The sequence below is a fragment of the Streptomyces tirandamycinicus genome (genome assembly GCF_003097515.1).
Lineage (GTDB): Bacteria > Actinomycetota > Actinomycetes > Streptomycetales > Streptomycetaceae > Streptomyces > Streptomyces tirandamycinicus.
Genome location: NZ_CP029188.1, coordinates 3,244,363 through 3,267,982, shown reverse-complemented (window position 1 = coordinate 3,267,982; position 23,620 = coordinate 3,244,363). Strand labels below are relative to the sequence as shown.

Sequence of the window (23,620 nt, the reverse complement as noted above, 5' to 3'; positions counted from 1 at the left end):
TCGTGCTCGGCGTGGCCGCCCCGCACACCGGCCGGTGTGGTCGTAGCCATGTACGTCGTCGTCTCCTTGTCTCCTAGGCGGGCGTGCGGGAGGTCCGGCAGTCCCCGACCGATGCGCGGAGGCGGGCCAGCAGCGCGTTGAGCCGTGCGACGTCTTCGTCGGACCAGTCCTCGAGGTGGTGGGCGAACAGGTCGGTCGTGCGCCGGCGGAGTTCGTCGAGCTGGGCCAGCCCCGCGGGGGTGAGCCGCAGGATGCGCGAGCGTCCGTCGTCCGGGTCGGGGGAGCGCTCTATCCAGCCGCACCGGGCGACGTGCGCCACATGACGGCTGGTGACGGACATGTCGACCGCCAGAAGCTCCGCGAGCCGGCTGATCCGCATCTCCCCGTGTCGGTCCAGGAGCGCCAGCACGGCGGCGGAACCGGACGGGCACTCTGCGGGCAGCAGGCGCGCGATGCTCCTCCTCACGGCACCCATGGCGCTGATCTGGCGGGCCAGCTCCTCGTACCGACTCCGTTCGGCCATGCACACCCCCCCCGTCTTGTTGCTTAGGGCAACCATAGAAGCAGTTGGTTGCTACAGGCAAACGAAAGCGGGTGCGTGCGGGGTAAAGAAACCTCCAAGGCTGTGCGTGCGCGACGTCATGATCCGGCCGCGCCGGCGGGGGAAGTAGGACATCGTGCGGGCATGTCGCGGGTGCGGCCGACCGGGACTTGGGCGGCTCACCCGGGTTCGCTAGGGTCCTGACCCATGGCACACAACCCCCAAGCGCCCCAGGGCCCCGAGGGCCACGACCCCGCGGGCAGCACGCAGATGTTCCGCGCCTTCGTCGACGAGGGCGGCCCCCAGCACGGAGGCCGCGGCGCCGCGGCGCCCGCGCCGGCCGGACCCCGGGTCGGGCTGATGGTCGGGATCGTGGCGGCCGTCGCGATCCTCGGCACGGTCGTCTGGCTCGCCCTCGGCTGACCCTCCGGAACCGGCCGCGCGAGGTCCGTCCGGCCGGGACGGGGGCGCGCGGTCCGGCCGGGACGGGTGCTCCGCGCGGCGGTTGCGGTCACGGGTACTCCGTCCGGCGTCCGGCCGGGACGGGGGCGCGCGGTCCGGCCGGGACGGGTGCTCCGCGCGGCGGTTGCGGTCACGGGTACTCCGTCCGGCGTCCGGCCGGGACGGGTGCTCCGCGCGGCGGCTACCGCTACGGGTGCTCCGCGCGCACGTCCCGCGTCTCGACGCGCATGCCCAGCGGCACGCGCCAGGAGTCCACGCACACCCGGTAGGCCGTCGTCCTCGCCGCACCCGCGGCGATGGGCGACGGGAGCTTCCGGGTGGAATCGATCGTCGCCCAGTCGGTGCCGAGCACGCCGATGATGTGCGTGCCGAACACCACGGTGCCCGAACGCACCGCTGTGCCACCGTCGTTGCGGAACTCCACGGTGACGTTCTCGCACCACCGCTCGTCCGCGGGTGACCTCCTCACCTCCGCGACCACCAGCACGGCGGGGCCGGGCGCCGGTTGCGGCGATGGTTTCGGCGGCTGATCCGGTGGCGGATCCGGTGCGGGGGGCGTCGGCCGGCTCGTGCCGGGCGGTGCGCTCCCCCCTCCCGGCGGCCCCGGCTCCGGCCCGCCGCCCGTTCCCCCTCCGGGCCTCAACGCGCCAGGGATCCCGGGCGCGTTGGGGACCCCCGAGCTCTCCGTCCCGGTCCCCGCGCCCGGCGTGCCCGGGCCGGTGCCGGCCCTGCCGGCCGCCGGACCGCCGGGAGGCGGCGCCGAACCGGACGGCCGATCGGATGTGTCGTCGTCGAGGGGCACGAGCACGACGTCCCCGGACGGCGGCACGGCGCCCTCCGGCCCGTGCCCGCCGGCTCCTATCGCCGCGTACCCGTCGCCCCGGTCGTCGGATCCGGAGGCCGAGAGCACCCCGCCGAGGCAGAGTGCGACCCCCGCCAGCCCGTAGCCGACCCGTCGCCGTGGCCGTGGCCGTCGCCGCCGTCGCATCGGCACAGTCTGTCCGACGCCCGGGCGGAGCGGAACCCCGCCACGGGAAGCGGTGGTCGACCGCGCGGCCGGCGGCACGCCCGCGGGGGCGCGCCGCCCCACGGGCGGCGCGTCAGTCGGCGATCAGGCCCTCGCGCAGCTGCGCCAGCGTCCGGGTGAGCAGCCGGGAGACGTGCATCTGGGAGATGCCGACCTCCTCGCCGATCTGCGACTGCGTCATGTTGGCGAAGAAGCGCAGCATGATGATCTGGCGTTCGCGCGGGGGGAGTTTGGCCAGCAGCGGCTTCAGGGACTCGCGGTACTCGACGCCTTCCAGCGCGCCGTCCTCGTAGCCCAGGCGGTCCGCGAGGGAGCCCTCGCCGCCGTCGTCCTCGGGTGACGGGGAGTCCAGCGAGGACGCCGTGTACGCGTTGCCCACGGCGAGGCCGTCGACCACGTCCTCCTCCGACACGCCCAGTACCGCGGCGAGTTCGGGCACCGTCGGGGAGCGGTCCAGCTTCTGGGCCAGGTCGTCGCTGGCCTTCGTCAGCGCGAGCCGCAGCTCCTGGAGCCGGCGCGGAACGCGCACCGACCAACTGGTGTCCCGGAAGAAGCGCTTGATCTCGCCGACCACGGTCGGCATGGCGAACGTCGGGAACTCCACGCCGCGTTCGCAGTCGAAGCGGTCGATCGCCTTGATGAGGCCGATCGTGCCGACCTGGACGATGTCCTCCATCGGCTCGTTGCGGCTGCGGAAGCGTGCCGCCGCGTAGCGCACCAGAGGCAGGTTGAGCTCGATCAGCGTGTCGCGTACATACGTACGCTCGGGGCTGTCCTCGTCGAGGGCGGCCAGCCGCAGGAAGAGCGAGCGCGACAGGGTGCGGGTGTCGAGGGCCCCGGTGGCTTCCGTGGCCTCGGCGGCCTCGGCCGGCAGATCCATGGACACGTCCATGGACGCGGGCGCGGACATGTCCATGGACACGTCCACGGGCGTGGGCGCGGGCATCGGTTCGGGCGCCGGGAGCGCGTCGGTCGAGGGAGCGCTCTGCGTGAGCGTGAGCACCTTCGAGCTGCCCTGTTCTGCGGACATGCCACCCCCTGGAGGTCGCGGACGGTCGCGTCGGCCGCGACCATCGGAGGAACGCAGCCTCCACCTGAATACCGGAGGCGGGGCCGCGGCAAACGCGGTTCCGGCAGAATGTCACATGTCGGCAACACGCTGTAGTGACATGTCGACAACGGAGCGTCAGATCAGCGCAGGAAAAAGGGGGTATACGGCATTCGTCCCCCTCGAAATGGGCTGAAAGGGGTCTACCCGATTCGGTTACGCCTCGATCCTGTTTGCGGATCTCAGTCGTGCGAAGCTGCGGGCGAGGAGCCTTGACACATGCATCTGCGAGACTCCGAGCTCGGCGCTGATCTGGGACTGCGTCAGATTGCTGTAGTAGCGCAGCAGCAGGATCCGCTGTTCGCGCTCGGGCAGTTGTACGAGGAGATGGCGTACGAGGTCGCGGTGCTCGACCCCGGCGAGCGCGGGATCCTCGTAGCCCAGCCGGTCCAGCAGGCCGGGGAGGCCGTCGCCCTCCTGTGCGGCCTCCAGTGACGTCGCGTGGTACGACCGGCCCGCCTCGATGCAGGCGAGGACCTCGTCCTCGGAGATCTTGAGCCGCTCGGCGATCTCGGCCGTCGTGGGGGACCGCCCGTGCGCCGTGGTCAGGTCCTCCGTCGCGCCGTTGACCTGCACCCACAGCTCGTGCAGCCGACGCGGCACGTGCACGGTCCGGACGTTGTCGCGGAAGTACCGCTTGATCTCGCCGACCACGGTCGGCATGGCGAACGTCGGGAACTGCACGCCCCGCTCGGGGTCGAAGCGGTCGATCGCGTTGATGAGGCCGATCGTGCCGACCTGGACCACGTCCTCCATCGGCTCGTTGCGGCTGCGGAAACGTGCCGCCGCGTACCGGACCAGCGGCAGGTTGGCCTCGATCAGCGCGGCCCGGACGCGGGTGTGCTCGGGTGTGCCCGGTTCCAGGTCCTTCATCTGGGCGAAGAGCACCTGGGTCAGTGCCCTGGTGTCCGCGCCCCGGCTCTGCTTGGTCCGGCCCTCGCTCTCGTTCTGGGGCGGCACTTGAGGCGCAGTACTGGCCGGCACGGTCACGCCACCCCTTCACGGGTCGAACGGCGTCAACCCCAAGGGTCAACGCCGGGTCAACTCATCCATCAAAAGCGGTCATAGCATCACAACACAGGTCCACTGTGTTCAAGCACCCCATAACGTCGTGTTGGGAGCAAGTTGGTGCATAAGTGAAAAAGCCCCGCACCTCTACGGTGGGGGCTGAAAGGCCTCAGGGAGGGGGCGGCTCGGTGGCCGCGCGGGGTGATCACCCGGGTGGTGACGTCCCGCACCGCCGACCGGCGGCGTCCGGGTGGGGCACGGGGAGGCCGCCGGATCGGCGGTGCCGTACCCGGAACCACCGGAACTAGTTGACGAGCTCCGACATGAACTCCCCGACGCCCTGCGCGGCGCTCGATATGCCCTCGAAGCCCACCCCGACGAGTTCGGCCGCCCGGTCCGGGGAGGTGATGATCGTGTACAGCACGAAGACGACGACCACATAGAGAGCGATCTTCTTCGCTTGCACCACTAGTCCCTGCCTCCCCTGCGGTACCTCCGCGGACGCGTGAGTCTAACCGAGCGATCAGAAGCGGAGGACCCCTCTGCCGGGGTCGTCCGTACGGCCGTGAGGGGCGCCCTCACCAGCGGTGGCGGGGCAGGGCCGGCGGTCTTGCCGGAACCTCGCAATCCCGGACGCCGGTGTCTGCCGGGAGGGGCACTCCTCCGGCGACGCCCCAAGGGCCAGGCTTCTGGCATCCGGCGAGAGGGGGGTGCGTGCCTGTGCCGACCGGCTACAAGGTCCATGTGGGGGTGTCCCTGTTCCTGGCGGGGCCGGCCGCGACCGCGGTGGTGCTGACCCTGCTGCCAGGAAGGCCGGTGGTGCCCGAGGCCGCCGCCTTCACCCTGTTCGGGCTGATGTTCCCGTTGTTCTGGGGCGCGGTGCTGCGCTGCCACCGCGTGGGCCTGCCCACCCGGGGCCCGGACTTCCTCCTCGCGCTGTGGCTCACCCCCCGGTGGCTGCGGGCTGCGGCGGGAGCCCTCGTCGCCGTCGTCGTGCTGTGCGTCGCCATCGGTGGAGCTCCGGCCGCCGGGCAGCCGGAGCGCACCGCGGAGGGCTACTACCTCACCCATCGCGGCGGCCGGGAGCCGGTGAGCCGAGCCGTGTACGAGTCCGCACTCAAGTCGGGTGTGCGATGGTTCGACGCCGGAGCGACCTTCTTCCTCGCCGTGTCCGCCGTGACGGTCGCCGCTGCCCATCGGGCCGAGGAGGAGACCCTGGCCGGCCGGCGGGGGGCTCGGGGCGACGCGTGAGACCGCCGGAGGGCGGCGGAAACGAGACGCAAGATCACGAAAGGGCGGCCCCATCGGGACCGCCCTCTCGTCTGTGAGCGGTAGCGGAGGGATTTGAACCCTCGGTGACTTGCGCCACACTCGCTTTCGAGGCGAGCTCCTTCGGCCGCTCGGACACGCTACCGGGAGAGAGCTTAGCCCAAGGTGTGCCGTGCTCTGAAATCGGTATCGGTCAGCGCCCCGGAAGGCCGTTGCCCAGCCCCTCTCCGGAGGCCTGAGAGCCGGAGGTCTCCGAACCGGGGGCCTGAGAGCCCGGCGTCTGCGGGTCTGGTGTCCGCGGGCCGGGGGCCTGAGAGCCCGGCGCCTGCGGGTCTGGCGTCTGCGGGCCGGTGGTCTCCGCGGCACCCCCGCGCGCGCCCCGGAAGAACGCCGTGAGCTGCCGCGCGCACTCGGCCTCCAGCACTCCGTGAATCACCTCCGGGCGGTGGTTGAGGCGCCGGTCCCGCACCACGTCCCAGAGCGAGCCCGCCGCGCCCGCCTTCTCGTCGCGGGCGCCGTAGACCACCCGGTCCACCCGGGACAGCACCAGCGCACCCGCGCACATCGTGCACGGCTCCAGCGTGACGACGAGGGTGCAGCCGGTCAGCCGCCAGCTGCCGAGCGCGGCGGCCGCCCGCCGGAGCGCGAGGACCTCCGCGTGACCGGTGGGGTCACCGGTGAGCTCGCGCTCGTTGTGGCCGGTCGCCAGGACCGCGCCGTCCTCGGCCAGCACGACGGCGCCGACCGGGACGTCCCCGGTCAGCGGCGCGCGTGCGGCCTCCTCGAGCGCGAGCCGCATCGGCGCCTCCCACGGCGCCCGCACGGGGTCCGTCACTAGCGGACGGCCTCCAGGATCTCGGAGGCGCCGAGGGTGTCGGCGATCTCGGTCAGCGCCTCGGAGCTGAGCGCGCAGAGCTCCTTCGCGGACATCCCGAGGTCGGCGAGCAGATCCGAGTCGCCGAGCGGCCCGGCCGGGACCGTCTCGGAGTCCTCGGACGGCTCCTCCTCGCTCTCCGGTTCGCCGTCCTCCGTGCCGTCGAGGTCGAGCGATTCCAGCTCGTCATCCTCCTCGTCCTTGCCGAGCAGCTCGTCCGTGAGCATCGCCCCGTAGGAGGAGCGTGCTGCCGAGGCGGCGTCCGAGACGAAGACACGAGGATCGTCCTCGCCGTCCACCCGGACGATGCCGAACCATGTGTCTTCCTGCTCGATGAAGGCGAGCACCGTGTCCTCGTTCACCGAGGCATCGCGGGCCAAGTCGGCCAGATCCGACAGGGACTCCACATCGTCGAGCTCTGTGTCGCTCGCTACCCACCCGTCTTCGGTGCGCGCGAGCAGTGCGGCGAAGTACACCGTGACTCTCCCACTGATCAGAGTAGTGACGACCGACGGAGCGCTGCTCGTGCCCCGCCCACTCGGAATCGTGGCAGAAACAGCGGCTTCGCGAGAGGTCTTCCGGCCTTGCGTCGTGCACGCGTTCAGTGAGAGGGCCCACCGAACGGCGCCGTACGGGTCCGTCCAGGGGACACCGAGGCTCACCAGCGGAAGGAGCGCATGCGCATCGCCTGGCGCATCCGGGCCGCGCGGGCGCGCCGGGGCTGGACGCGGTCACGCAGGGCCTTCGCCTCGTGCAGTTCGCGGAGGAACTGGGCGCGCCGCCGCCTTCGCTCGGCGTCGGACTCCTCCTGCTCCTGCCGCGGTTCCCGCCGCTGCTCCCGGTCCTGCTGATCCCGCTCCGGCATCGGCCACACCACCTCGGCGCTGGAAGGCTACGTCCCACCTTCCCTCCGGAGGCCGCGCCCACGCCAGCCCCGGATACTGTTGGATCCATGCGGATCCACGTCGTCGACCACCCTCTGGTGGCGCACAAGCTCACCACCCTGCGCGACCGGCGCACCGACTCCCCCACCTTCCGGCGCCTCGCCGACGAGCTGGTGACCCTGCTCGCGTACGAGGCCACGCGTGATGTGCGCACCGAGCAGATCGACATCCGGACGCCGGTGGCGGCGACCACGGGCGTGAAGCTCTCCCGCCCCCGGCCCTTGGTGGTGCCGATCCTGCGGGCCGGCCTCGGCATGCTCGACGGGATGGTCCGGCTGCTGCCGACCGCCGAGGTGGGCTTCCTCGGCATGATCCGCAACGAGGAGACCCTGGAGGCGTCGACGTACGCGACGCGTATGCCGGAGGACCTCTCGGGCCGCCAGGTGTACGTGCTCGACCCGATGCTCGCCACCGGCGGCACGCTGGTCGCTGCGATCCAGGAGCTGATCAAGCGCGGCGCCGACGATGTGACGGCGGTCGTGCTGCTGGCGGCGCCGGAGGGCGTCGAGGTGATGGAGCGCGAGCTCGCGGGCACTCCGGTGACCGTGGTGACGGCCTCCGTCGACGAGCGGCTCAACGAGCAGGGCTACATCGTTCCCGGCCTGGGTGACGCGGGGGACCGGATGTACGGCGCGGCCGAGTAGGGCAGTCCGGGGGGTACGCGGCCGGGAGTCGCCCGGCCGTACCCGCCGTACCCGCCGTGCCCGGGGCGCGCTCCACTCGGGCCCCGGACGTCGGGCCCCGGACGTCGGGCCCGCCTGCCGTCCGGTTCAGCCGCACTCGCCCGGCGCGGGCGAGGGCTCGGTCAGCGCGGCCATCGCCTTGTCCGCGACCGGCTTGGTGTTCAGTGCCTTGAAGGCCGTGCCGATGATCAGATCGACGTCGGCCGAGGTGCGGGCGTCGGCCTTGACCTGGGCGCCGGTGAGCTGGGTGCCCAGCACGCTGAACGGCCCCTCGTACGCCCCCGGCGCACCCAGCAGCAGCCCGGCGCCGGGGACCTTCTTGTCGTACTCCGGCGAGGCGTTGCCCACCTTGCCGATGTTGAAGCCGCGCTTCTGCAACTCGTCGGCGGTGGCCTTGGCCAGTCCGCTGCGCGGGGTGGCGTTGTAGACGTTGACGGTGATCTGGGCGGGCCTCGGCGGCGCCGGCGCGGCGGACGGTGCGGACCTGGGCTTGCACGCCGCAGCCCGGCTCTTGGCGGCGGCCTTCCCGGTATCGCCCGAGAAGGCGTCGATGAGCTGCAGCGTTCCCCACCCGCCGAGGCCGAGGACGGCCACGGCTGCGACGGCTGCGAGCACGACCTTGCGGCGGCGACGAGGGCGGCGCATACGCGGATACGCATTGCCCGTGATGCGGTACTTTCCGCCCATGCCTGGGGGAGTGAGCATGCTCATGGGCGCAGCGTAATGCGGTCCGGTGGCTATGCCTACTTAACGATCATCCGCTTGCGTCCGTATGGACGTGAAGCTGCGCCTTACGGGTCGCGGGGGCTGCGCCTTACGGGGGCTCAGGGGCCCGAACGGGTCGCCCGCGGCGGCCGGTCCGGGTCAGTCCAGCTCCAGTACGCGGGCGTGCAGCACCTGCCGCTGCTGGAGTGCCGCGCGCACGGCGCGGTGCAGCCCGTCCTCGAGGTAGAGGTCGCCCTGCCACTTCACGACATGGGCGAAGAGGTCGCCGTAGAAGGTCGAGTCCTCGGCGAGGAGGGTCTCGAGGTCCAGCTGGCCCTTGGTGGTCACGAGCTGATCGAGGCGGACCGGGCGCGGCGCGACATCCGCCCACTGCCGGGTGCTTTCCCGGCCGTGGTCGGGATACGGCCGCCCGTTGCCGATGCGCTTGAAGATCACACGGAAAGCCTACCGGGCAAGCGGCGGTCGGCGCAGCCAGGCCGTGCCGGTGGGATGCTGGGCAAAACCCCGCAAAAGCCTCGCAAACCCGGAAGATGGGGGCCGTGTCATGACTGAGCCCGAGCAGCCGACCCCGCCCGCGGGCCCGGCCGGGGCGGCGGATCTCACCGACGAGACGCGGAAGATCGCCTCCGGTTACGCCTTCCCCGGGCCCGCCCTCGAGCTGGGTGCCCTGCTCCACGACGGCCGCTGCCTGCCCGGGGCGCCGGTCAGGATCCCGCTCGGCATGCTCAACCGCCACGGTCTGGTCGCCGGTGCGACCGGCACGGGCAAGACCAAGACGCTCCAGCTGCTCGCGGAGCAGCTGTCGGCGAACGGCGTCCCCGTCTTCCTCGCCGACATGAAGGGCGACCTCTCGGGGATCGCCGCGCCCGGCCGGGGCGGGGAGAAGGTGGTGGAGCGAGCCGCGCAGGTGGGCCAGGAGTGGCGCGCCGGAGGATTCCCCGCGGAGTTCTACGCGCTGGGCGGCATCGGCCGCGGCGTCCCGGTCCGCGCGACCGTCACGGACTTCGGGCCGGTGCTGCTCTCCAAGGTGCTCCAGCTCAACCGGACGCAGGAGCAGTCCCTCGGCCTGATCTTCCACTACGCCGATGCCAAGGGCCTCGAACTGGTGGACCTGAAGGATCTGCGGGCCGTGGTCGCGTTCCTGGTGTCGGACACCGGGAAGCCGGAGCTGAAGGGCATCGGCGGGCTGTCCACCGCCACCGCCGGAGTGATCCTCCGGGCCATCACGCTCTTCGAGCAGCAGGGGGCGAGCGACTTCTTCGGCGAGCCGGAGTTCGACACGGGCGAGCTGCTGCGGACGGCGCCCGACGGGCGCGGGGTGGTGTCCGTACTGGAACTCCCGGGGGTGCAGGACAGGCCGCAGCTCTTCTCGACGTTCCTGATGTGGCTGCTCGCGGATCTGTACGCGGATCTGCCGGAGGTCGGCGACCTCGGCAGGCCGAAGCTGGTGTTCTTCTTCGACGAGGCGCACCTGCTGTTCGACGGTGCCTCCAAGGCCTTCCTGGAGGCGGTCACCCGGACGGTGCGCCTGATCCGCTCGAAGGGCGTGGGGATCTTCTTCGTGACGCAGACCCCCGATGACGTGCCCGGCGAGGTGCTGGGGCAGCTCGGCAACCGGGTGCAGCACGCACTGCGGGCGTTCACCCCGGACGACGCCAAGGCGCTGAAGGCGACGGTGCGGACCTTTCCGGACTCCGCATACGACCTGGAGGAGGTCCTCACCTCGCTGGGCACGGGAGAGGCCGTCGTCACGGTGCTGAACGAGTCGGGCGCGCCGACCCCCGTCGCGGTCACACGGCTGCGGGCGCCGCAGTCGCTGATGGGTCCGCTCGGCGACGCCGGGCTGGACGCGGCGGCGAGGGCCTCCGCGCTGTACGCGCGCTACGCACAGGCCGTGGACCGGGAGTCGGCGTACGAGAAGCTGACGGCGGAGCAGCGGGCGGCCGAGGAGTCGGCGTTGCGTGCGGCGCGGGAGGCGGAGGCGGCGCGGGAGGCGCGGGAGGCGGAGGATGCGGCCCGCCGTGCGGAACCCGAGGCCCGCGCCCCGGGGCGGGACGGGTCCCCGGCCGGACAGGGGATGGGCAGCGGACTGTTCACGTCCCTGGCCCGCTCGGTCGGCACCCAGCTGGGGCGGGAGATCTCCCGCTCCCTGTTCGGCACGGCCCGCAGGCGTCGCCGGTAGCGCGGAGCGGGGGCGGACGGGCCGGGGGCCCGAGGAAGCCGGACGGGGGCCGGACGCGGGCGGACGAGCGCCGGCCGGAGGAGGCCGCACGGGGGTCGGGCGAGCGGGTGGCGGCCCTCGGGCGGCCGGGACGGCGTGGTGCCGGTGGAGGAGCGGCCCGGCGCCGGCGGGGCTCGGTGGAGCCGCGCCGGCGGCGGGAGCGAGGGCCCGCCCCGCAGGTGGTGCGGGGCGGGTCCGGGGACGGAGTCCCACTGCGTGCGGTGCCGCTACGCGGTGACCGCTACGCGGTGACCGCTACTCGGTGACCTCGTGGTCGTGGCCGTCGTGCAGACCGCCACCGCTGCCCGTGTCGCCGTCCGTGGGGACGGTGACGACCGGCTTGCGCAGCGAGCTCAGGTCGTGCGCGTAGGTGCCGGTGGCGTTGGCGATGACGTCGATGTTGACGTCGAACGCCTTCATGTTGACGTTCTTGATGTCGTCGCACTTGGCGTGGTAGCAAGCGTCGTAGGCGACGCCCGCCGTGCCGCCGAACTTCTCGACCTGCGCGGCGGACTTGATGCCCTCGGCGCCGGTGAACGTGCCGCCGGACGGGATACCGGCCTCGACGAACGGGCCGTAGTCGGAGCGGCCCGTGAAGTCCGTGCCCTCGTGGGGTGCGCCGACGCGGTCCATGAACTCGTTGATGTCGCGCTCCAGCTGGGCCGAGCCCTCCGGACCGGCCGGCGCGCCGACGCCGTCGGAGTTGTCGCCGTCGTAGACGAACAGCCCGTAGTTCGGCGACGCGATCATGTCGAAGTTCAGGTAGAGCTTGATCTCCTTCTTGCCCAGGTCGCTCAGGTTCGCGACGTAGTGCTCGGAGCCCAGCAGACCGTTCTCCTCGGCGCCCCACCAGGCGAACCGCACCTTGTTCGCGGGCCGCTTCTCCGCCTTGGCGAACTCCAGGGCGACCTCGAGCAGACCGGCCGAGCCGGAGCCGTTGTCGTTGATGCCGGGGCCGGCCGTCACGGAGTCGAGGTGGGCGCCCAGCATCACGGTGTTGGCGGCGTTTCCGCGCCGCGTCTCCGCGATGACGTTGCGCGTGGTGCGCTTCTCCTGGAGCTGACGGATCTCGAAGTCGATGCTCACCGGGCCCTTGGCCAGGTCCTCGGCCAGCTTGGCGCCCTCGTCCTGGGTGATGCCGCCGGTCGGGATCTTTCCGGCCTCGGGACCGCCGAGGGTGCCGGCGAGTGATCCCGCGGTGTTGTTGTAGATGATCGCGCCGATCGCGCCCGCCTCGGCCGCGTTCTGCTGCTTGAGGGCGAATGTGCAGCCACCACGCCGGATCAGCGCCACCTTGCCGGTGAAGGTGCCGGAGGCGAAGTCCGCGGGCTCGCAGCCCGTGGTGCCGTCGGCGTCCACGGGGACGGCGGCGAGATCCGCCCGGACACCGCCCACGGGTGTCGACTTGGTGTACGTCATCGCCGATATCGCGATGTCGCGCGGCGCGGGGGAGACCACCGACAGCTTCTCGGCCTGGGTCTCGGTGTAGATGAAGTCGAAGTTCTGGTACGAGACGTCGTACCCGGCCTTCTTCAGCTGCTGGTACACGTACGCGGCGGAGGCGTCGTACCCCAGCGAACCGGCGGCACGGTGACCGCCGGTGCTGTCGGCTATCTGCTGGAACTTCTGCAGGTGCTTGAAGGCGTCCTTGGCGGACGACTCGCGGACCAGCTTCTTGGAGAGCTTGGCCGCTTGCTTGGCCGCTTGCCTGGCGGGGTCGTGCCGGTCGGCGGTTGCGGGCGAGGCGGATGCCAGCAGGAGCGGGGTCGCGAGTGCGGCTGCGGCCACGGTGGCCACTGCTCTGCGATGGGTTGCGTTCACAGAGGTCCTTCCCGGTGCGAACGAGGTTGAGGGGAAGCTAGCGATCTCTGAGTGTTCTGTGAACACATGTGCCGCAACTCACGCGAGATTTAGCGCCAATGACGGCAACTCGTACGTCTTCGGGCGTACTTGTGCGTCATTTGGCCGCCTTCGCCGCGCGCTTCAGCTCCTGCTTGTGCGCACGGACCTTGGCCAGCGACTCCGGGCCCGTGATGTCCGCGGCCGAACGGTGGGCGTCCTCCTCGCCGTACGCCCCCGCGGCCTCCCGCCACCCCTGGGGTGTCACACCGTACTGCTTGCCCAGCAGGGCGAGGAAGATCTGGGCCTTCTGCTTGCCGAAGCCGGGCAGGGCGTGCAGCCGGCCGAGTACCTCCTTGCCCGACGGCGCGTCCTTCCACAGCGCCGTCGGGTCGCCGTCGTACTCGTCCACCAGGTACTGGCACAGCTGATGGATCCGCTTCGCCATCGACCCCGGATAGCGGTGCACGGCGGGCTTCTGCGACAGCAGGGCGGCGAACCCCTCGGGGTCCAGCGCGGCGATCTCATGGGCGTCCAGGTCGTTCTTTCCGAGGCGCTCGGCGATCGTGAAGGGGCCAGTGAAGGCCCATTCCATCGGGACCTGCTGGTCCAGCAGCATGCCGATCATGAGGGCGAGCGGGCTGCGCCCGAGGAGCTCGTCGGCCTCGGGCTGCTGGGCGAGATGGATCTCGGGACTCATCCCCCGATGATCCCTCCCGTCGGGGCGTGCCGCACCTCCGCGGTGGCCCCGCGGGGCTTCCGCGGAGGCGCCCGAGGGGGCCGGAGAGCACCCGGCGGGGCACTTCGCCCAGGGGGCCTGAGTGTGTCCAAGGGCGGCCGAGTGTGTCCAAGGGCGGCCGAGTGTCCAAGGGGGGCCGAGGGAGCCCGGCAGGGCACTTCGCGAGGGGCCCGGCGGGCGGCTCAGCCGGGCTTGCGGGCCTCGATCAGGAAGCGGGTCGTACGGGCGACGAAGGGGCCTTCCGTCTCGATCCGGTCGTGCAGCTCACGGAGCCGGTCGCGGTGCCGGGCCACGGTGAAGCCCGGCACCAGCCACACCACCTTCCGCAGGAAGTAGATCACCGCTCCGATGTCGAAGAACTCGGTCCGCAGCGTCTCCGCACGCAGGTCGACGACCTCCAGCCCGGCCGCCTCGGCGGCCTCACGGGCGTCGTCGGGACGGCGGGCCCGGCGCACCTCCTCCGGCTGGGGCCCGAGGAAGTACTCGACCAGCTCGAAGACACTGGCCGGACCGACCTGCTGCGAGAGGTACGTGCCACCGGGCCGCAGGACCCGCGCGATCTCCTCCCACCAGACCCGCACCGGATGCCGGCTGACGACCAGGTCGAAGGCTTCGGCGCCGAAGGGCAGCGGGGGCTCGTCGCGGTCCGCCACGACCGCCGCCCCCAGCGGATGGAGCAGCCGGGTGGCCTGCTCCACGTTCGGCGGCCAGCCCTCGGTCGCCACCGTCAGCGGCGGCAGCTTCGGCGCGCCGGCGAGCACCTCCCCGCCGCCGGTCTGGATGTCGAGGGCGGCCGACGCCCGTGCCAGCCGGTCGCTCATCAGCCGCTGGTAGCCCCAGGACGGGCGCTGCTCCGTCGCCCGCCCGTCGAGCCAGGAGAAGTCCCAGCCCGCCACGGACACGGATTCGGCCTCCGCCACCAGATGGTCGAACGTGCGGGTCATGAACCGATGGTGCCGCCCTCCCCGGGGAGCCGCCACTCCTTTGGCCGGGGCCTGCCGGGGGCCGCTCGGGGCAGGCGGCCGCCGGAACAGGGTCCCGTGGCCCGCGAACCGGGGGCGAGTCGAGCCGGGGCGAGTCGAGCCGAGCGGCCCGGCCGAACCCGGGGCTGCCCCGAATCCAGGGCCTGGCCGGATCCGGGGCCTGGTCGAATCCGGGGCCTGGCCGATCCAGGAGCCGAACCCGGGGCCGGAGGGGCACCGTCCTGCCGCCGCACCCATGTGCCCGTCTTCCGGTCCCCGCGCCCCCGCCCGTGCCCCTCGCCTGGCCCCCCTGCCGCCGCCCGTGCCCTGCCGGCGGGCCTGGCGCACCCTGCTGAGCCCGTCGGACCCGGCCCGGTTCCGGGACTACTCCCGCACGGCCGTCCGGGACGATTCCCGCGCGGCCGAGGGCCCCGTCCAGTCGGCCGCCACCTTGCCGAGCCGCACGCGCTGGGGATGGTCGCCGACCGGCACGCTCGCCACCTTCCGGCCGGTGGCGAAGTCGATCGCGGTGACCGAGTCCGATCCGCTCTCGGAGACCACGCAGGACCTGCCGTCCCCGCTCACCGTGGCCCAGTACGGCTTCGACGCCGGGACCAGCGGACCCTCCTCGAGGGTCGCGCGGTCGACCACCGTCGCGTAGTCGTCCATCGTTCCCGCGACGCAGATCTTGTCGCCCCCTGGGCTCATCGAGATGCCGTGGTGGCGGGAGTCGTTGACCCAGGTCGTACGGTCCTCGCTGGTCGCCGGATTCTTCGGGAGGGTCTTCGCGCGGGTGATCCGGTCGGCGGCCACGTCGTACTCCAGGAAGCCGTTGAAGAAGGACACCTGGAAGTAGAGCGTGGACTCGTCGGGGGTGAAGGCCACGGGCCGCACCGCGTCCGAGAGGTCCTTGCGGCCGAAGGCGTCCAGCCGCTGACGCATGTCGATGACCTTGACGGTGCGGTACGTCTTCGCGTCGGCGACGGTGATCTTGCGGTCGCCCTTGGTGAAGTCCCAGAAGGGGTCGTCCAGCGCCGTGTTGACCTCGCCGATGGCACTGTTCCAGATCCGTTTGCCGCCGTCGGTGAAGACGTTCTCGTGCGGCTTGTCGCCGGTGGTGAACGAACCCGTCTCCCGGCCGGTCCGGATGTCCAGGACGTGCACCCGGTTGGACGTCGACGCGGAGACCGCGACGCGGGTCCCGTCCGGGGAGACCGCCATGTGATCGGAGCGGTAACCCGACACCGGGAAACGCCAGTTGAGCCGTCCGGTGGCCACGTCGACGGAGACGACGTCGGCGAAACTCGGACGGGACACCACGACGGCCGATCCGTCCGGTGTCGAGTACATGTCGTCGACGAACTGGTCGTGGCCCTCGCCGACCGACCACCGGATGCCGAGGAAGTAGGCGAGCTTCAGCGGGTTGAGGTGGATCTCCAGCATCCGCTGGTCCTTGTCCGGGATCACGTTGATCCGGCCGATCCTGGCGAGGGAGCCGGAGGGCTCCAGGACGTCGGTGGTGCCGTCCCAGTTGTTGCCGACGAACAGCACCTCGCGCAGAGCGGACGAGCCGGGAGCGGCGGTGGCCGCGGTCGGCGCCGGCGCGGGCGGCGGCGCGGGTGCCGCGGACGCCGGGACGGCGGCGGTGATCGAGAGGGCGACGGCGACACCGGCAAGGGTCGGGGGAAGTGCTGTCTTCACGGCGCGCTCCTGGGGTGTGGGGCAGGAGGGAGACAGGGTCTTACCGGCGGTAAGGTACTGGTGGGTCACATGGACGGCCAGAGGTCCGGCAGGACTTTCCCCGGCGCTTCGGGTGCTCGCCGGTGCCGGCGGAGGTCCTCCCGCCCGGGTCGCCCGTCTCCCGGGCCGTCGCCGGCCGTCACCTCCCCCGCGACCAGTGCGCCGCCCTCGCGCGGCCGGGCGGCCGTCCGCATCCCAGGTCGCGCCGGTCTCAGCAGCACGGAGGGTGCGGTACGTGCGAGGGCTCGCCGGTAGGCATCGGGGCCGGACGCCCTGTGCGCGTCGCGCCGTGCTCCTCCTGCCGTCCGCGGTCCGCGGTGCTCCTCCCGCCGTCCGCCGCCGGCCCGCGCCGCCGTCGTACCCCGGGCCCCCGCAGCGGCCCGGGGGCCGGACACGGCGAAGGCCCCGGCCGAGCGGCTTGGGTTCTGACGGTCCTCGCAACACCCGCGATCTGTGGGAGTTGCGAGGACCGTGGCCGTTGGACGCGATGATCTTGCGGGGTTGAGGGAGCGTTTCCTTGCGCGGCTGGATGCCGTGGGGAACGTGACCGTGGTGGCGCGTGAGCTGGGGGTGAACCGGAACACCGCCTTCGGCTGGGCCCGGAAAGCCGGATGGAACTCGGTGCGCCTGCCGCGGCGGCACCCCGGGCGCGACAAGTACGAGCGGCTTCGGGCCGCCGGTGTCGCACGCCGGGTCGCGGCCCGGCAGGTCGGTGTGAACGAGCGCACGGCCAAGGACTGGGACTGGGGCGTCAAGAAGACCGCCACGACGCGCACCTATGCCGACGGGCGGCGTGTCGACTACACGGCGGGGACCGTCACGATGTGCGGTGTGACCACGCCACCGGTGGGCCTGACGGCCCTGGAGAAGCAGCTCAACCCGCGATTCTTGACGCTCGCCGAGCGCGAGAAGATCCGCGATCTGCGCGCGGCGGGTCAGTCGCTGCGGGCGATCGGGCGTGCTCTGGGACGGCCGGCGAGCACGGTCAAGCGGGAGATCGACGCGAACTCGGGCCGCGAGGGCTACCAGCCCTACGCGGCCCACCGGGCGGCGGCAGCGCGCAGGCCCCGGCCCAAGGATCGCAAGCTGCTGCGCGAGGGACGGCTGCGCCGCTTCGTCCAGGACCACCTGCGCAGGCGGTGGTCACCGGAACAGATCTGCCACGCTCTGGTAAAGGAACATCCCGACGACGAGAGCATGCGGGTGAGCGTGGAAACGATCTACCAGGCGCTGTATTTCCAGGCCCGCGGCGGCCTGAAACGGGAAGTGCAGGCAGCCATCCGCTCCGGCCGGACCCGCCGCAAACCACGCCGGGACCCCGAGCGGCGCACTCCCCGGTTCATCGACCCGATGGTGATGATCAGCGACCGGCCCGCCGCCGTCGAGGACCGGGCCGTGCCCGGGCACTGGGAAGGCGACCTGATCATCGGCGCAGGCGGGCGCTCCGCGATCGCCACCCTGGTCGAACGGAGCACCCGTTACACCATGCTGGTCCACCTGTCGGGCGGAGCCCACGACGCCGAGACCGTCCGTGACGGGCTCGTCCGCACCATCCAGACCCTGCCCGCCCACCTGCGCGGCTCTCTCACCTGGGACCAGGGCAGCGAGATGGCACGCCACAAGCAGTTCACCATGGCCACCGACATGCCCGTCTACTTCTGCGACCCGGCCTCGCCCTGGCAACGCGGCTCGAACGAGAACACCAACGGGCTGCTGCGGCAGTACTTCCCGAAAGGCACCGACCTGAGCCTGCACAGTCCCGAAGACCTCGAACACGTCGCCCAGGAACTCAACGGCCGCCCACGCAAGACGCTCGGCTGGGATACCCCAGCCGAGCGTCTACGTGATCTACTCACCACCTGAAACCAAGTGGTGTTGCGACGACCCCTTGAACCCAAGACGCGCCGGGGCCTTCGAAGGCCGCGGTGGGGGTCCGTTCGCGGGAGGGGCGAACGGCCGCGGGCGTGGTCAGCGAGCGGTGCCGAAGTTCTGGGTCCAGTAGTTCCCCGGCTGGGCGAGACCGACGCCGATCTCCTTGAACTCGCAGTTCAGGATGTTCTTCTTGTGACCCGGGCTGGACATCCAGCCCGCCATGACCTTCTCGGGGGTCTCGTAGCCGTAGGCGACGTTCTCGCCGTACGTGCTCCAGTTGTAACCGGCGCGGGTGATCCGGGTGCCCGGGTTCGAGCCGTCGGACCCCGTGTGGGACATGTTGCGGTGGGCGGCCATGTCCTTGCTGTGGTCCTGGGCGGCCTTGGTCAGCTTGGCGTTGACACTCACGGGAGAGCAACCGGCCTTGCCGCGCTCGCTGTTGACGAGCTGCACGACGCGCGCGACGGCGCCGGAGGCGGGAGCGGAGGACGCGGGTGCGCTCGGGGAGGCCGCGGGCTTGGGTGCGGCCGGCTTCGGCGCGGGGGCGGCGGGCTTCGGCGCGGCCGGCGCGGGGGCGGCGGGGGCGGGGGCCTGCGGTGCCGGCGGGGCGGGTTCCGAGCCGCCGGGCTCTGCTGCACCCGGTGCCGAACCGGGCTGCTCGCCGCCGGGCTCACCGCCGTGCTTCTTCTTCCAGTCCCAGCCGCCCCGCTGCCAGGGAGACTCGTCCGAGGCGTTCTGCCACTCCCCCCAGGACCGGCCGTCACGGCTCTCCAGGCGCTTTTGGCCTTCCTGCGGGTCCAGACAGGCCATGGCTACGGAGGGCACAGCCACGGCGCCCAGGGCGACCGCGGCGATCGTTATCTTCCGGTAGTGCGTCTTCCTGCGGTGCTTCCTCATGCATGACCTCACTCGGTTCTCGCGGAGCGCCCCCGGGGAACGGTCGACCCGGCACTGGTCCTGTGCTGAGCTGCGGAGACGCCTTTGCGCGCCGCCATTCTTAGAAGCGCCGTGCGGCCGGAGCAACGGGCGCCGTTACTATCCCGGCTCGTAGGGCGGAAGGCCTCTTGAAATGCGCTTGCGGGCGTGCTCGCCGCAATTCCGGAACTCCGCGTTCCTCTGTTGACCCGTCAGAAACCGCTGGATCGGACGCAGGCGGGCGGAACCGGCGAGCCGGTCGAATACCCCCACGGCTCGCGAGGGACATGTCTCTCTCAAAGTGGACAAGTCCCATTTGTCCAGCCCCTGGCTTTCTACTAATCGGGCTCCCTAGTGCCCGATTCGCCGTGACGGATGTCACGGAATAGCCCGATCGTTCCTGGAACCGCGGCGCCCCCGGCCGAGTCGCGGGGTGGGCGGGGTTCCCGGTGCGAGCGCCCCGCGGGCCGGTTCCCGGCGTGCGGACGACGGCCGGACCGGCAGGCGGATCGACGGGGTGATCGACGGGGTGATCGACGGGCGGCCGGTCCGTGCCGGCGTCGGGCGGCCCTGCCCGTAAAGCCGCTGCCGGTAAAGCCCCTGCTGCCTGTCAATCCGCCGTCTGTCAAGCCACGAAATCGAGCGGCATGACGTGAATGTGACGATCGGGCTTTCCTGGGGACAGGAGCCGGTGCCCAGAACGCCGGTCTCTCGCAATGGGCGTGCCGTTCGCGCCGCCGTCCGGGCGCCGCAGCGGGCAACTCCCGAGATCCACCCTTACCGCATCAGAAGCCCATAATGGGATGAGGAGGGCGAATGATGATCAGCATCATTTCCCCGACGTCCCCGAATCTGGGGAGACTGCCGTGACGTCAGAGCTTCCTCCGTCCGAGCGCCCCACACGACCGACGGGCCCCCCGTCCGGCCCGCTGACCGGTCGGCCGTCCGACGAGCTGGAACAACCCCAGCCGCCCGGATCGCCGCCGCCCGGCGCCCCGCCCCCGCCCGGTCCTCCGAGTGGTCCGCCCGCGGCGGGCGGACCCGACGAGCCGGGCCCGGGCCGCGGAAAGCCGCCGATCTGGCGGCGGGGCCGGCGTCGGCTGACCCTGGTGAGCGCCGGCGCGGCCGTCGTGGTGGCCATGGCGGTGATCCTCTCGATCTCCCTCATCGGAGGCGGATCCCGGGGAGGCGGGGAGATCTTTCTCCAGACCGCCGCGGCGGCCGGCCGTGACCCGTTCACCCCCTCGGCGGCCACGGACACCAGGAGCGCCGCGGCCCCGTCCGGCCCCAGCGCGTCGAGGATCGGGTCACGCACCGTGGCCGTCAGCGGTGCGCATCCCGGTCTGTACGGGGGTACGAAGAACGTCGCGAGCTGCGATGTGGAGAAGCAGATCACGTATCTCACGGAGAACGAGAGCAAGGGAAGCGCGTTCGCGGGTGCCCTGCGCATCCCGCAGGCCGAAGTGCCCGCGTACCTGAGGTCGCTGACCCCGGTTCGGCTGGTCTGGGACACCCGGGTCACCAATCACGGGTACCGGGACGGCAGGGCGACCGCGTACCAGGCAGTCCTCCAGGCCGGCACGGCGGTCCTCGTCGATGGCCGCGGCGTCCCGCGTGTGCGCTGCGCCTGCGGCAACCCGCTGGCCCCCGCCGTCGCGGTCCAGGGGGAGCAGAAGTACAAGGGCGAGAAGTGGACGGCGTTCCGCTCGTCCACCATCGTCGCGGTGGTCCCGGCGCCCAAGCCGATGAAGGCCGTCACGATGTTCGACCCGGAGAGCAAGGCGTGGTTCGAGCGCCCGAACGGAGACATCCAGGGTCGGAGCGATCACCCGATTCCCCCTCCCAAGGGCCAGCAGCCGAACGCGGCCTTCCCCGTACTGCCTGATCCTTCCACCGACTCCGCGGACGAGTTCCCGGAGGGGGATGACCGGGATACGCAGGACGATCGGACGGACGAGGAAGAGGAACACGGCGACGAGGAGCAGAAGAAGGACGAGGACGAGAAGCACAAGGACGACGACCAGAAGAAGGACGAGGACGAGAAGCACAAGGACGACGACCAGAAGAAGGACGACGAGCAGAAGAAGGACGAGGACGAGAAGCACAAGGACGACGACCAGAAGAAGGACGACGAGCAGAAGAAGGAGGAAGACGAGAAGCGGAAGGAGCACGAAGAGCAGGAGGAGCAGAAGAAGAAGGACGAGAAGCAGAAGGAGCAGGAGGAGCAGAAGAAGAAGGAGCAGGAGGAGCAGAAGAAGAAGGACGAGAAGCAGAAGGAGCAGGAGGAGCAGAAGAAGAAGGACGAGAAGGACGAGAAGGACGAGAAGCAGAAGGACCAGCCGGTGGCGCCCGACCCGGACCAGCCGCCATCGCCGGTGGAGCCCGAGAAGCCGGTGGAGCCCCAGCAGGATGAGAAGCAGCCGGTCGAACCCGAGCCTCAGCGGCCGCAGCCCCCCAAGACCGAGGAACCGGCCGAGCCGCAGCCCCCGGAGCAGCCCCCGGAACAGCCACAGGAACAGCCACAGGAACAGCCACAGGAACAGCCACAGGAACAGCCACAGGAGCAGCCGCAGGAGCCTGCGCCGGAGCAGCCCCAGCAGAAGCTGCGGAACCCGTAGCGTGCGCCCCTGACACCGCGGCCGACCCTGGACGCAGGGACGTGCGAGGCAGTTCCCGAACCACACACTGGGTCCCGCGAAGGAAGCCGGACCGATCCGGAAGGCGGATGCCACCATGGACACACCCCCGGTCGTCTCGCCGCAGGAATGGGAGTCCGCGCGGCAGCGATTGCTCGTCGAGGAGAAGCGGTTGACCCGCGCCCGTGACGAACTGGCCGCCAGGCGACGACGAATGCCGTGGCTGCCGGTGGAGAAGCGGTACGAGTTCGAGGGCCCCGACGGCAAGGTGAGCTTGCTCGACCTGTTCCAGGGGCGCCGGCAGCTGGTCGTCTACCGTGCCTTCTTCGAGCCCGGTGTGTTCGGCTGGCCCGATCACGCCTGCCGGGGGTGCTCCATGGTGGCCGACCATGTGGGCCACCTCGCTCATCTGAACGCTCGCGACACCACTCTCGTCTTCGTCTCGCGCGCGCCGCAGCCGGACATCGAGCGGGTGAAGACGCGGATGGGCTGGACCATGCCCTGGTACACCATCGCCGGAGACTTCGACGCCGACTTCGGTGTGGACGAGTGGCACGGTACGAACGCCTTCATCCGCGAGGGCGACCGCGTGTTCCGCACCTACTTCGTCAACAACCGCGGCGACGAGGCGCTGGGAAGCACCTGGAGCTATCTCGACATGACCGCTCTCGGGCGGCAGGAGACGTGGGAGGACTCGCCCGAGGGCTATCCCCAGACCCCGCCGTACGCGTGGTGGAACTGGCACGACGAGTACGGCGACGCCGCCGAGCCGGCGCCCGAGTGGGTGGCCAGGACCCGCCGGGCCGAGTGAGGGGCGCCGGCCGGGACCCCGCGGGTCTCGTCGACCCCGTGGGCCTCGTCCCCTGTGGTCCTCATCGCCCCCGCCGGTCTCATCGCCTCCCCGCGGGTGTCGTCCTGCCCGGGCGCGGCGCGGGCCTCGGTTCCCGTCGCCCTACCCGTCGCCGAGCGGGAGACCACGTGCCATGTGCCACCGCGCCCCACCGGCGGGTCCGGCCGGACCGCGACGCGGCGTTCAGGCGGCCGTGGCAGGGCGGGGGCCGTCGCGGAAGACCTGCTTGGCGTGCCAGGAACGGTGCGCCTCCGCGACGGGACGGGCACCCGGCCGAGGTCCGATGAGCGGACGGCCGGCGAGGGCTGTGACGTGCTCGCGGGCGGCAGGGCTGCGTCCGACGAAGCGCTCCGAGACCAGGACGTCGTGGCTGTCGCCGATACCGAGGACACCCTTGTCGAAGAGCCTGTGGTGCAGCGAGCACAGGCACAGCCCGTTGTCGACGTCGTCCGGGCCGTCGAAGGCCCACCAGCGCACATGCGCGGCTTCGAGCCCGACCGGCACCGCCCCGAGGCTGCCGTCGTAGCCGCAGAAGGCGCACTGGTACTCGTAGGCCGTCAGGACCCGCTCACGCATCGACGGATCCCGCTGCCTGCGGATGGGCGAGAGCAGCACGGTGTCCGCGGGCTCGAGCTCCAGCCCGACGGACTCGCACAGTTCGGTGTGGAGAGAGGGCGGAAAGCTCAGGTCGAGCAGGATCCGTGCCAACCGCCCGAGCAGCGCCGGGTCACGCCGCAGCGCCGCCCGCAGGTCCGGCGCCAGCCGCCCCGCGGCCCCCGTCGCCCGCAGCTCGCGCACCGCACTGCCGGGGCTGCCCGGTCCGCGGTCGGTGCGCACCTCCCACACCCCGTCGCTCTCCAGATGGTGGAACGGGTAGGCGGGGGTGGTCCTGTTGGGCGGACCGTACTCGGCCAGCAGCCCCTTCAGGTCCTGCTCCACAGCGCTGTACCGCAGCTCGCCGTCGGCATCCCGCTGGTACCGGCCGAGGGCGTAGAGGAACAGCAAGGGCTTGTGCGGTGCGCGCGTCCCGTTCCTGTTCCACTGCCTCAGCTTCGCGGCGCGCTCGAGCCAGTCCATGACCGGCGATCGTAGTGGCGTCGCGCCGGTCCGGGACGGGCCCGGGAGGCATCGGCTCGGGCGGCTTCGCCGTCCGTCGCCCCCGGCAGCTCCCACAGGGGTGGTGGGGTGCAGGGCTGTGTGCGGG

General features: G+C 71.6%; 22 protein-coding genes, 1 tRNA gene and 1 pseudogene. 7 read left to right on the top strand and 17 right to left on the bottom strand.

The features are described 5' to 3' along the window. Positions 1–73: 73 nt before the first annotated feature. Positions 74–523: a MarR family winged helix-turn-helix transcriptional regulator gene (locus DDW44_RS14470; RefSeq protein WP_017946194.1), complete on the bottom strand. Its 450-nt coding sequence runs from the start codon at positions 521–523 to the stop codon at positions 74–76. A gap of 225 nt (positions 524–748) precedes the next feature. On the opposite strand from DDW44_RS14470, the gene DDW44_RS14465 reads away from it, so the two are divergent. Beyond that, positions 749–964, top strand: a complete 216-nt coding sequence (locus tag DDW44_RS14465) for a hypothetical protein (protein WP_026282078.1) — start codon at positions 749–751, stop codon at positions 962–964. A gap of 226 nt (positions 965–1,190) precedes the next feature. Here the strand turns inward: DDW44_RS14465 and DDW44_RS14460 are convergent, their stop codons facing one another. The 4 genes from DDW44_RS14460 to DDW44_RS32070 form a co-directional block, all read right to left on the bottom strand. After that, complete coding sequence (locus tag DDW44_RS14460; RefSeq protein WP_240800737.1) at positions 1,191–1,472, bottom strand: hypothetical protein; 282 nt, start codon at positions 1,470–1,472, stop codon at positions 1,191–1,193. A 631-nt stretch (positions 1,473–2,103) separates the two neighbouring features. Further along, positions 2,104–3,060, bottom strand: a complete 957-nt coding sequence (locus DDW44_RS14455) for an RNA polymerase sigma factor SigF (RefSeq protein WP_108906697.1) — start codon at positions 3,058–3,060, stop codon at positions 2,104–2,106. A 234-nt stretch (positions 3,061–3,294) separates the two neighbouring features. After that, a complete protein-coding gene (locus DDW44_RS14450; protein WP_411354573.1) occupies positions 3,295–4,122 on the bottom strand; it encodes an RNA polymerase sigma factor SigF in 828 nt (275 codons plus the stop codon). A 328-nt stretch (positions 4,123–4,450) separates the two neighbouring features. After that, positions 4,451–4,612: a hypothetical protein gene (locus DDW44_RS32070; protein ID WP_167455453.1), complete on the bottom strand. Its 162-nt coding sequence runs from the start codon at positions 4,610–4,612 to the stop codon at positions 4,451–4,453. A 248-nt stretch (positions 4,613–4,860) separates the two neighbouring features. On the opposite strand from DDW44_RS32070, the gene DDW44_RS14445 reads away from it, so the two are divergent. Next, positions 4,861–5,397, top strand: a complete 537-nt coding sequence (locus tag DDW44_RS14445) for a hypothetical protein (RefSeq protein WP_240800738.1) — start codon at positions 4,861–4,863, stop codon at positions 5,395–5,397. Positions 5,398–5,475: 78 nt separating this feature from the next. Here DDW44_RS14445 and DDW44_RS14440 read toward each other — a convergent pair. From DDW44_RS14440 to DDW44_RS14425, 4 genes and pseudogenes are all read right to left on the bottom strand, one after another. After that, a tRNA-Ser gene (locus tag DDW44_RS14440) sits at positions 5,476–5,560 on the bottom strand. Between the two features lie 234 nt (positions 5,561–5,794). After that, a pseudogene (tadA, locus tag DDW44_RS14435) lies at positions 5,795–6,214 on the bottom strand (tRNA adenosine(34) deaminase TadA); the annotation flags it as partial. Between the two features lie 35 nt (positions 6,215–6,249). Beyond that, positions 6,250–6,765: a tRNA adenosine deaminase-associated protein gene (locus DDW44_RS14430; protein WP_018892642.1), complete on the bottom strand. Its 516-nt coding sequence runs from the start codon at positions 6,763–6,765 to the stop codon at positions 6,250–6,252. Positions 6,766–6,947: 182 nt separating this feature from the next. Further along, on the bottom strand, positions 6,948–7,154 hold the full coding sequence (locus tag DDW44_RS14425; protein ID WP_018892641.1) for a hypothetical protein: 207 nt from the start codon (positions 7,152–7,154) through the stop codon (positions 6,948–6,950). A gap of 87 nt (positions 7,155–7,241) precedes the next feature. Here DDW44_RS14425 and upp point away from each other — a divergent pair, with 87 nt between their 5' ends. Further along, positions 7,242–7,877, top strand: a complete 636-nt coding sequence (gene upp, locus DDW44_RS14420) for a uracil phosphoribosyltransferase (RefSeq protein WP_017946167.1) — start codon at positions 7,242–7,244, stop codon at positions 7,875–7,877. 126 nt (positions 7,878–8,003) lie between these two features. On the opposite strand, the gene DDW44_RS14415 is transcribed toward upp, so the two are convergent. Together DDW44_RS14415 and DDW44_RS14410 are read right to left on the bottom strand one after the other, a co-directional pair. Continuing rightward, positions 8,004–8,627: a LytR C-terminal domain-containing protein gene (locus DDW44_RS14415; protein ID WP_240800739.1), complete on the bottom strand. Its 624-nt coding sequence runs from the start codon at positions 8,625–8,627 to the stop codon at positions 8,004–8,006. Positions 8,628–8,780: 153 nt separating this feature from the next. Further along, positions 8,781–9,077 (bottom strand): type II toxin-antitoxin system VapB family antitoxin, encoded by a 297-nt coding sequence (locus DDW44_RS14410; protein WP_003999914.1) that lies wholly within the window; start codon positions 9,075–9,077, stop codon positions 8,781–8,783. A gap of 109 nt (positions 9,078–9,186) precedes the next feature. On the opposite strand from DDW44_RS14410, the gene DDW44_RS14405 reads away from it, so the two are divergent. Next, positions 9,187–10,824, top strand: coding sequence for a helicase HerA-like domain-containing protein (locus tag DDW44_RS14405; RefSeq protein WP_108906694.1), 1,638 nt, complete (start codon positions 9,187–9,189; stop codon positions 10,822–10,824). A 294-nt stretch (positions 10,825–11,118) separates the two neighbouring features. On the opposite strand, the gene DDW44_RS14400 is transcribed toward DDW44_RS14405, so the two are convergent. From DDW44_RS14400 to DDW44_RS14385, 4 genes are all read right to left on the bottom strand, one after another. Then, positions 11,119–12,660: a M28 family metallopeptidase gene (locus tag DDW44_RS14400; RefSeq protein WP_017946164.1), complete on the bottom strand. Its 1,542-nt coding sequence runs from the start codon at positions 12,658–12,660 to the stop codon at positions 11,119–11,121. Positions 12,661–12,820: 160 nt separating this feature from the next. After that, positions 12,821–13,402: an HhH-GPD-type base excision DNA repair protein gene (locus DDW44_RS14395; protein ID WP_108906693.1), complete on the bottom strand. Its 582-nt coding sequence runs from the start codon at positions 13,400–13,402 to the stop codon at positions 12,821–12,823. 221 nt (positions 13,403–13,623) lie between these two features. After that, positions 13,624–14,385, bottom strand: coding sequence for a class I SAM-dependent methyltransferase (locus DDW44_RS14390; protein WP_018892639.1), 762 nt, complete (start codon positions 14,383–14,385; stop codon positions 13,624–13,626). 402 nt (positions 14,386–14,787) lie between these two features. Beyond that, entirely contained in the window at positions 14,788–16,104 is a 1,317-nt protein-coding gene (locus DDW44_RS14385; protein ID WP_108906692.1) for a YncE family protein, read from the bottom strand. Positions 16,105–16,770: 666 nt separating this feature from the next. Between DDW44_RS14385 and DDW44_RS14380 the strand changes: the two genes are divergently transcribed. Continuing rightward, entirely contained in the window at positions 16,771–18,006 is a 1,236-nt protein-coding gene (locus DDW44_RS14380; protein WP_206307367.1) for an IS30 family transposase, read from the top strand. A 105-nt stretch (positions 18,007–18,111) separates the two neighbouring features. On the opposite strand, the gene DDW44_RS14375 is transcribed toward DDW44_RS14380, so the two are convergent. Beyond that, positions 18,112–18,912 carry a CAP domain-containing protein gene (locus DDW44_RS14375; RefSeq protein ID WP_108906690.1) on the bottom strand — a complete coding sequence of 267 codons (801 nt, stop codon included), beginning with the start codon at positions 18,910–18,912 and terminating at the stop codon, positions 18,112–18,114. 1,127 nt (positions 18,913–20,039) lie between these two features. On the opposite strand from DDW44_RS14375, the gene DDW44_RS14365 reads away from it, so the two are divergent. After that, a complete protein-coding gene (locus tag DDW44_RS14365; protein WP_108906689.1) occupies positions 20,040–21,548 on the top strand; it encodes a DUF6777 domain-containing protein in 1,509 nt (502 codons plus the stop codon). A gap of 115 nt (positions 21,549–21,663) precedes the next feature. Beyond that, positions 21,664–22,377, top strand: a complete 714-nt coding sequence (locus DDW44_RS14360) for a DUF899 domain-containing protein (protein WP_108906688.1) — start codon at positions 21,664–21,666, stop codon at positions 22,375–22,377. Between the two features lie 222 nt (positions 22,378–22,599). Here the strand turns inward: DDW44_RS14360 and DDW44_RS14355 are convergent, their stop codons facing one another. After that, on the bottom strand, positions 22,600–23,493 hold the full coding sequence (locus DDW44_RS14355) for a phosphorothioated DNA-binding restriction endonuclease (RefSeq protein WP_108906687.1): 894 nt from the start codon (positions 23,491–23,493) through the stop codon (positions 22,600–22,602). Positions 23,494–23,620 lie beyond the last annotated feature (127 nt).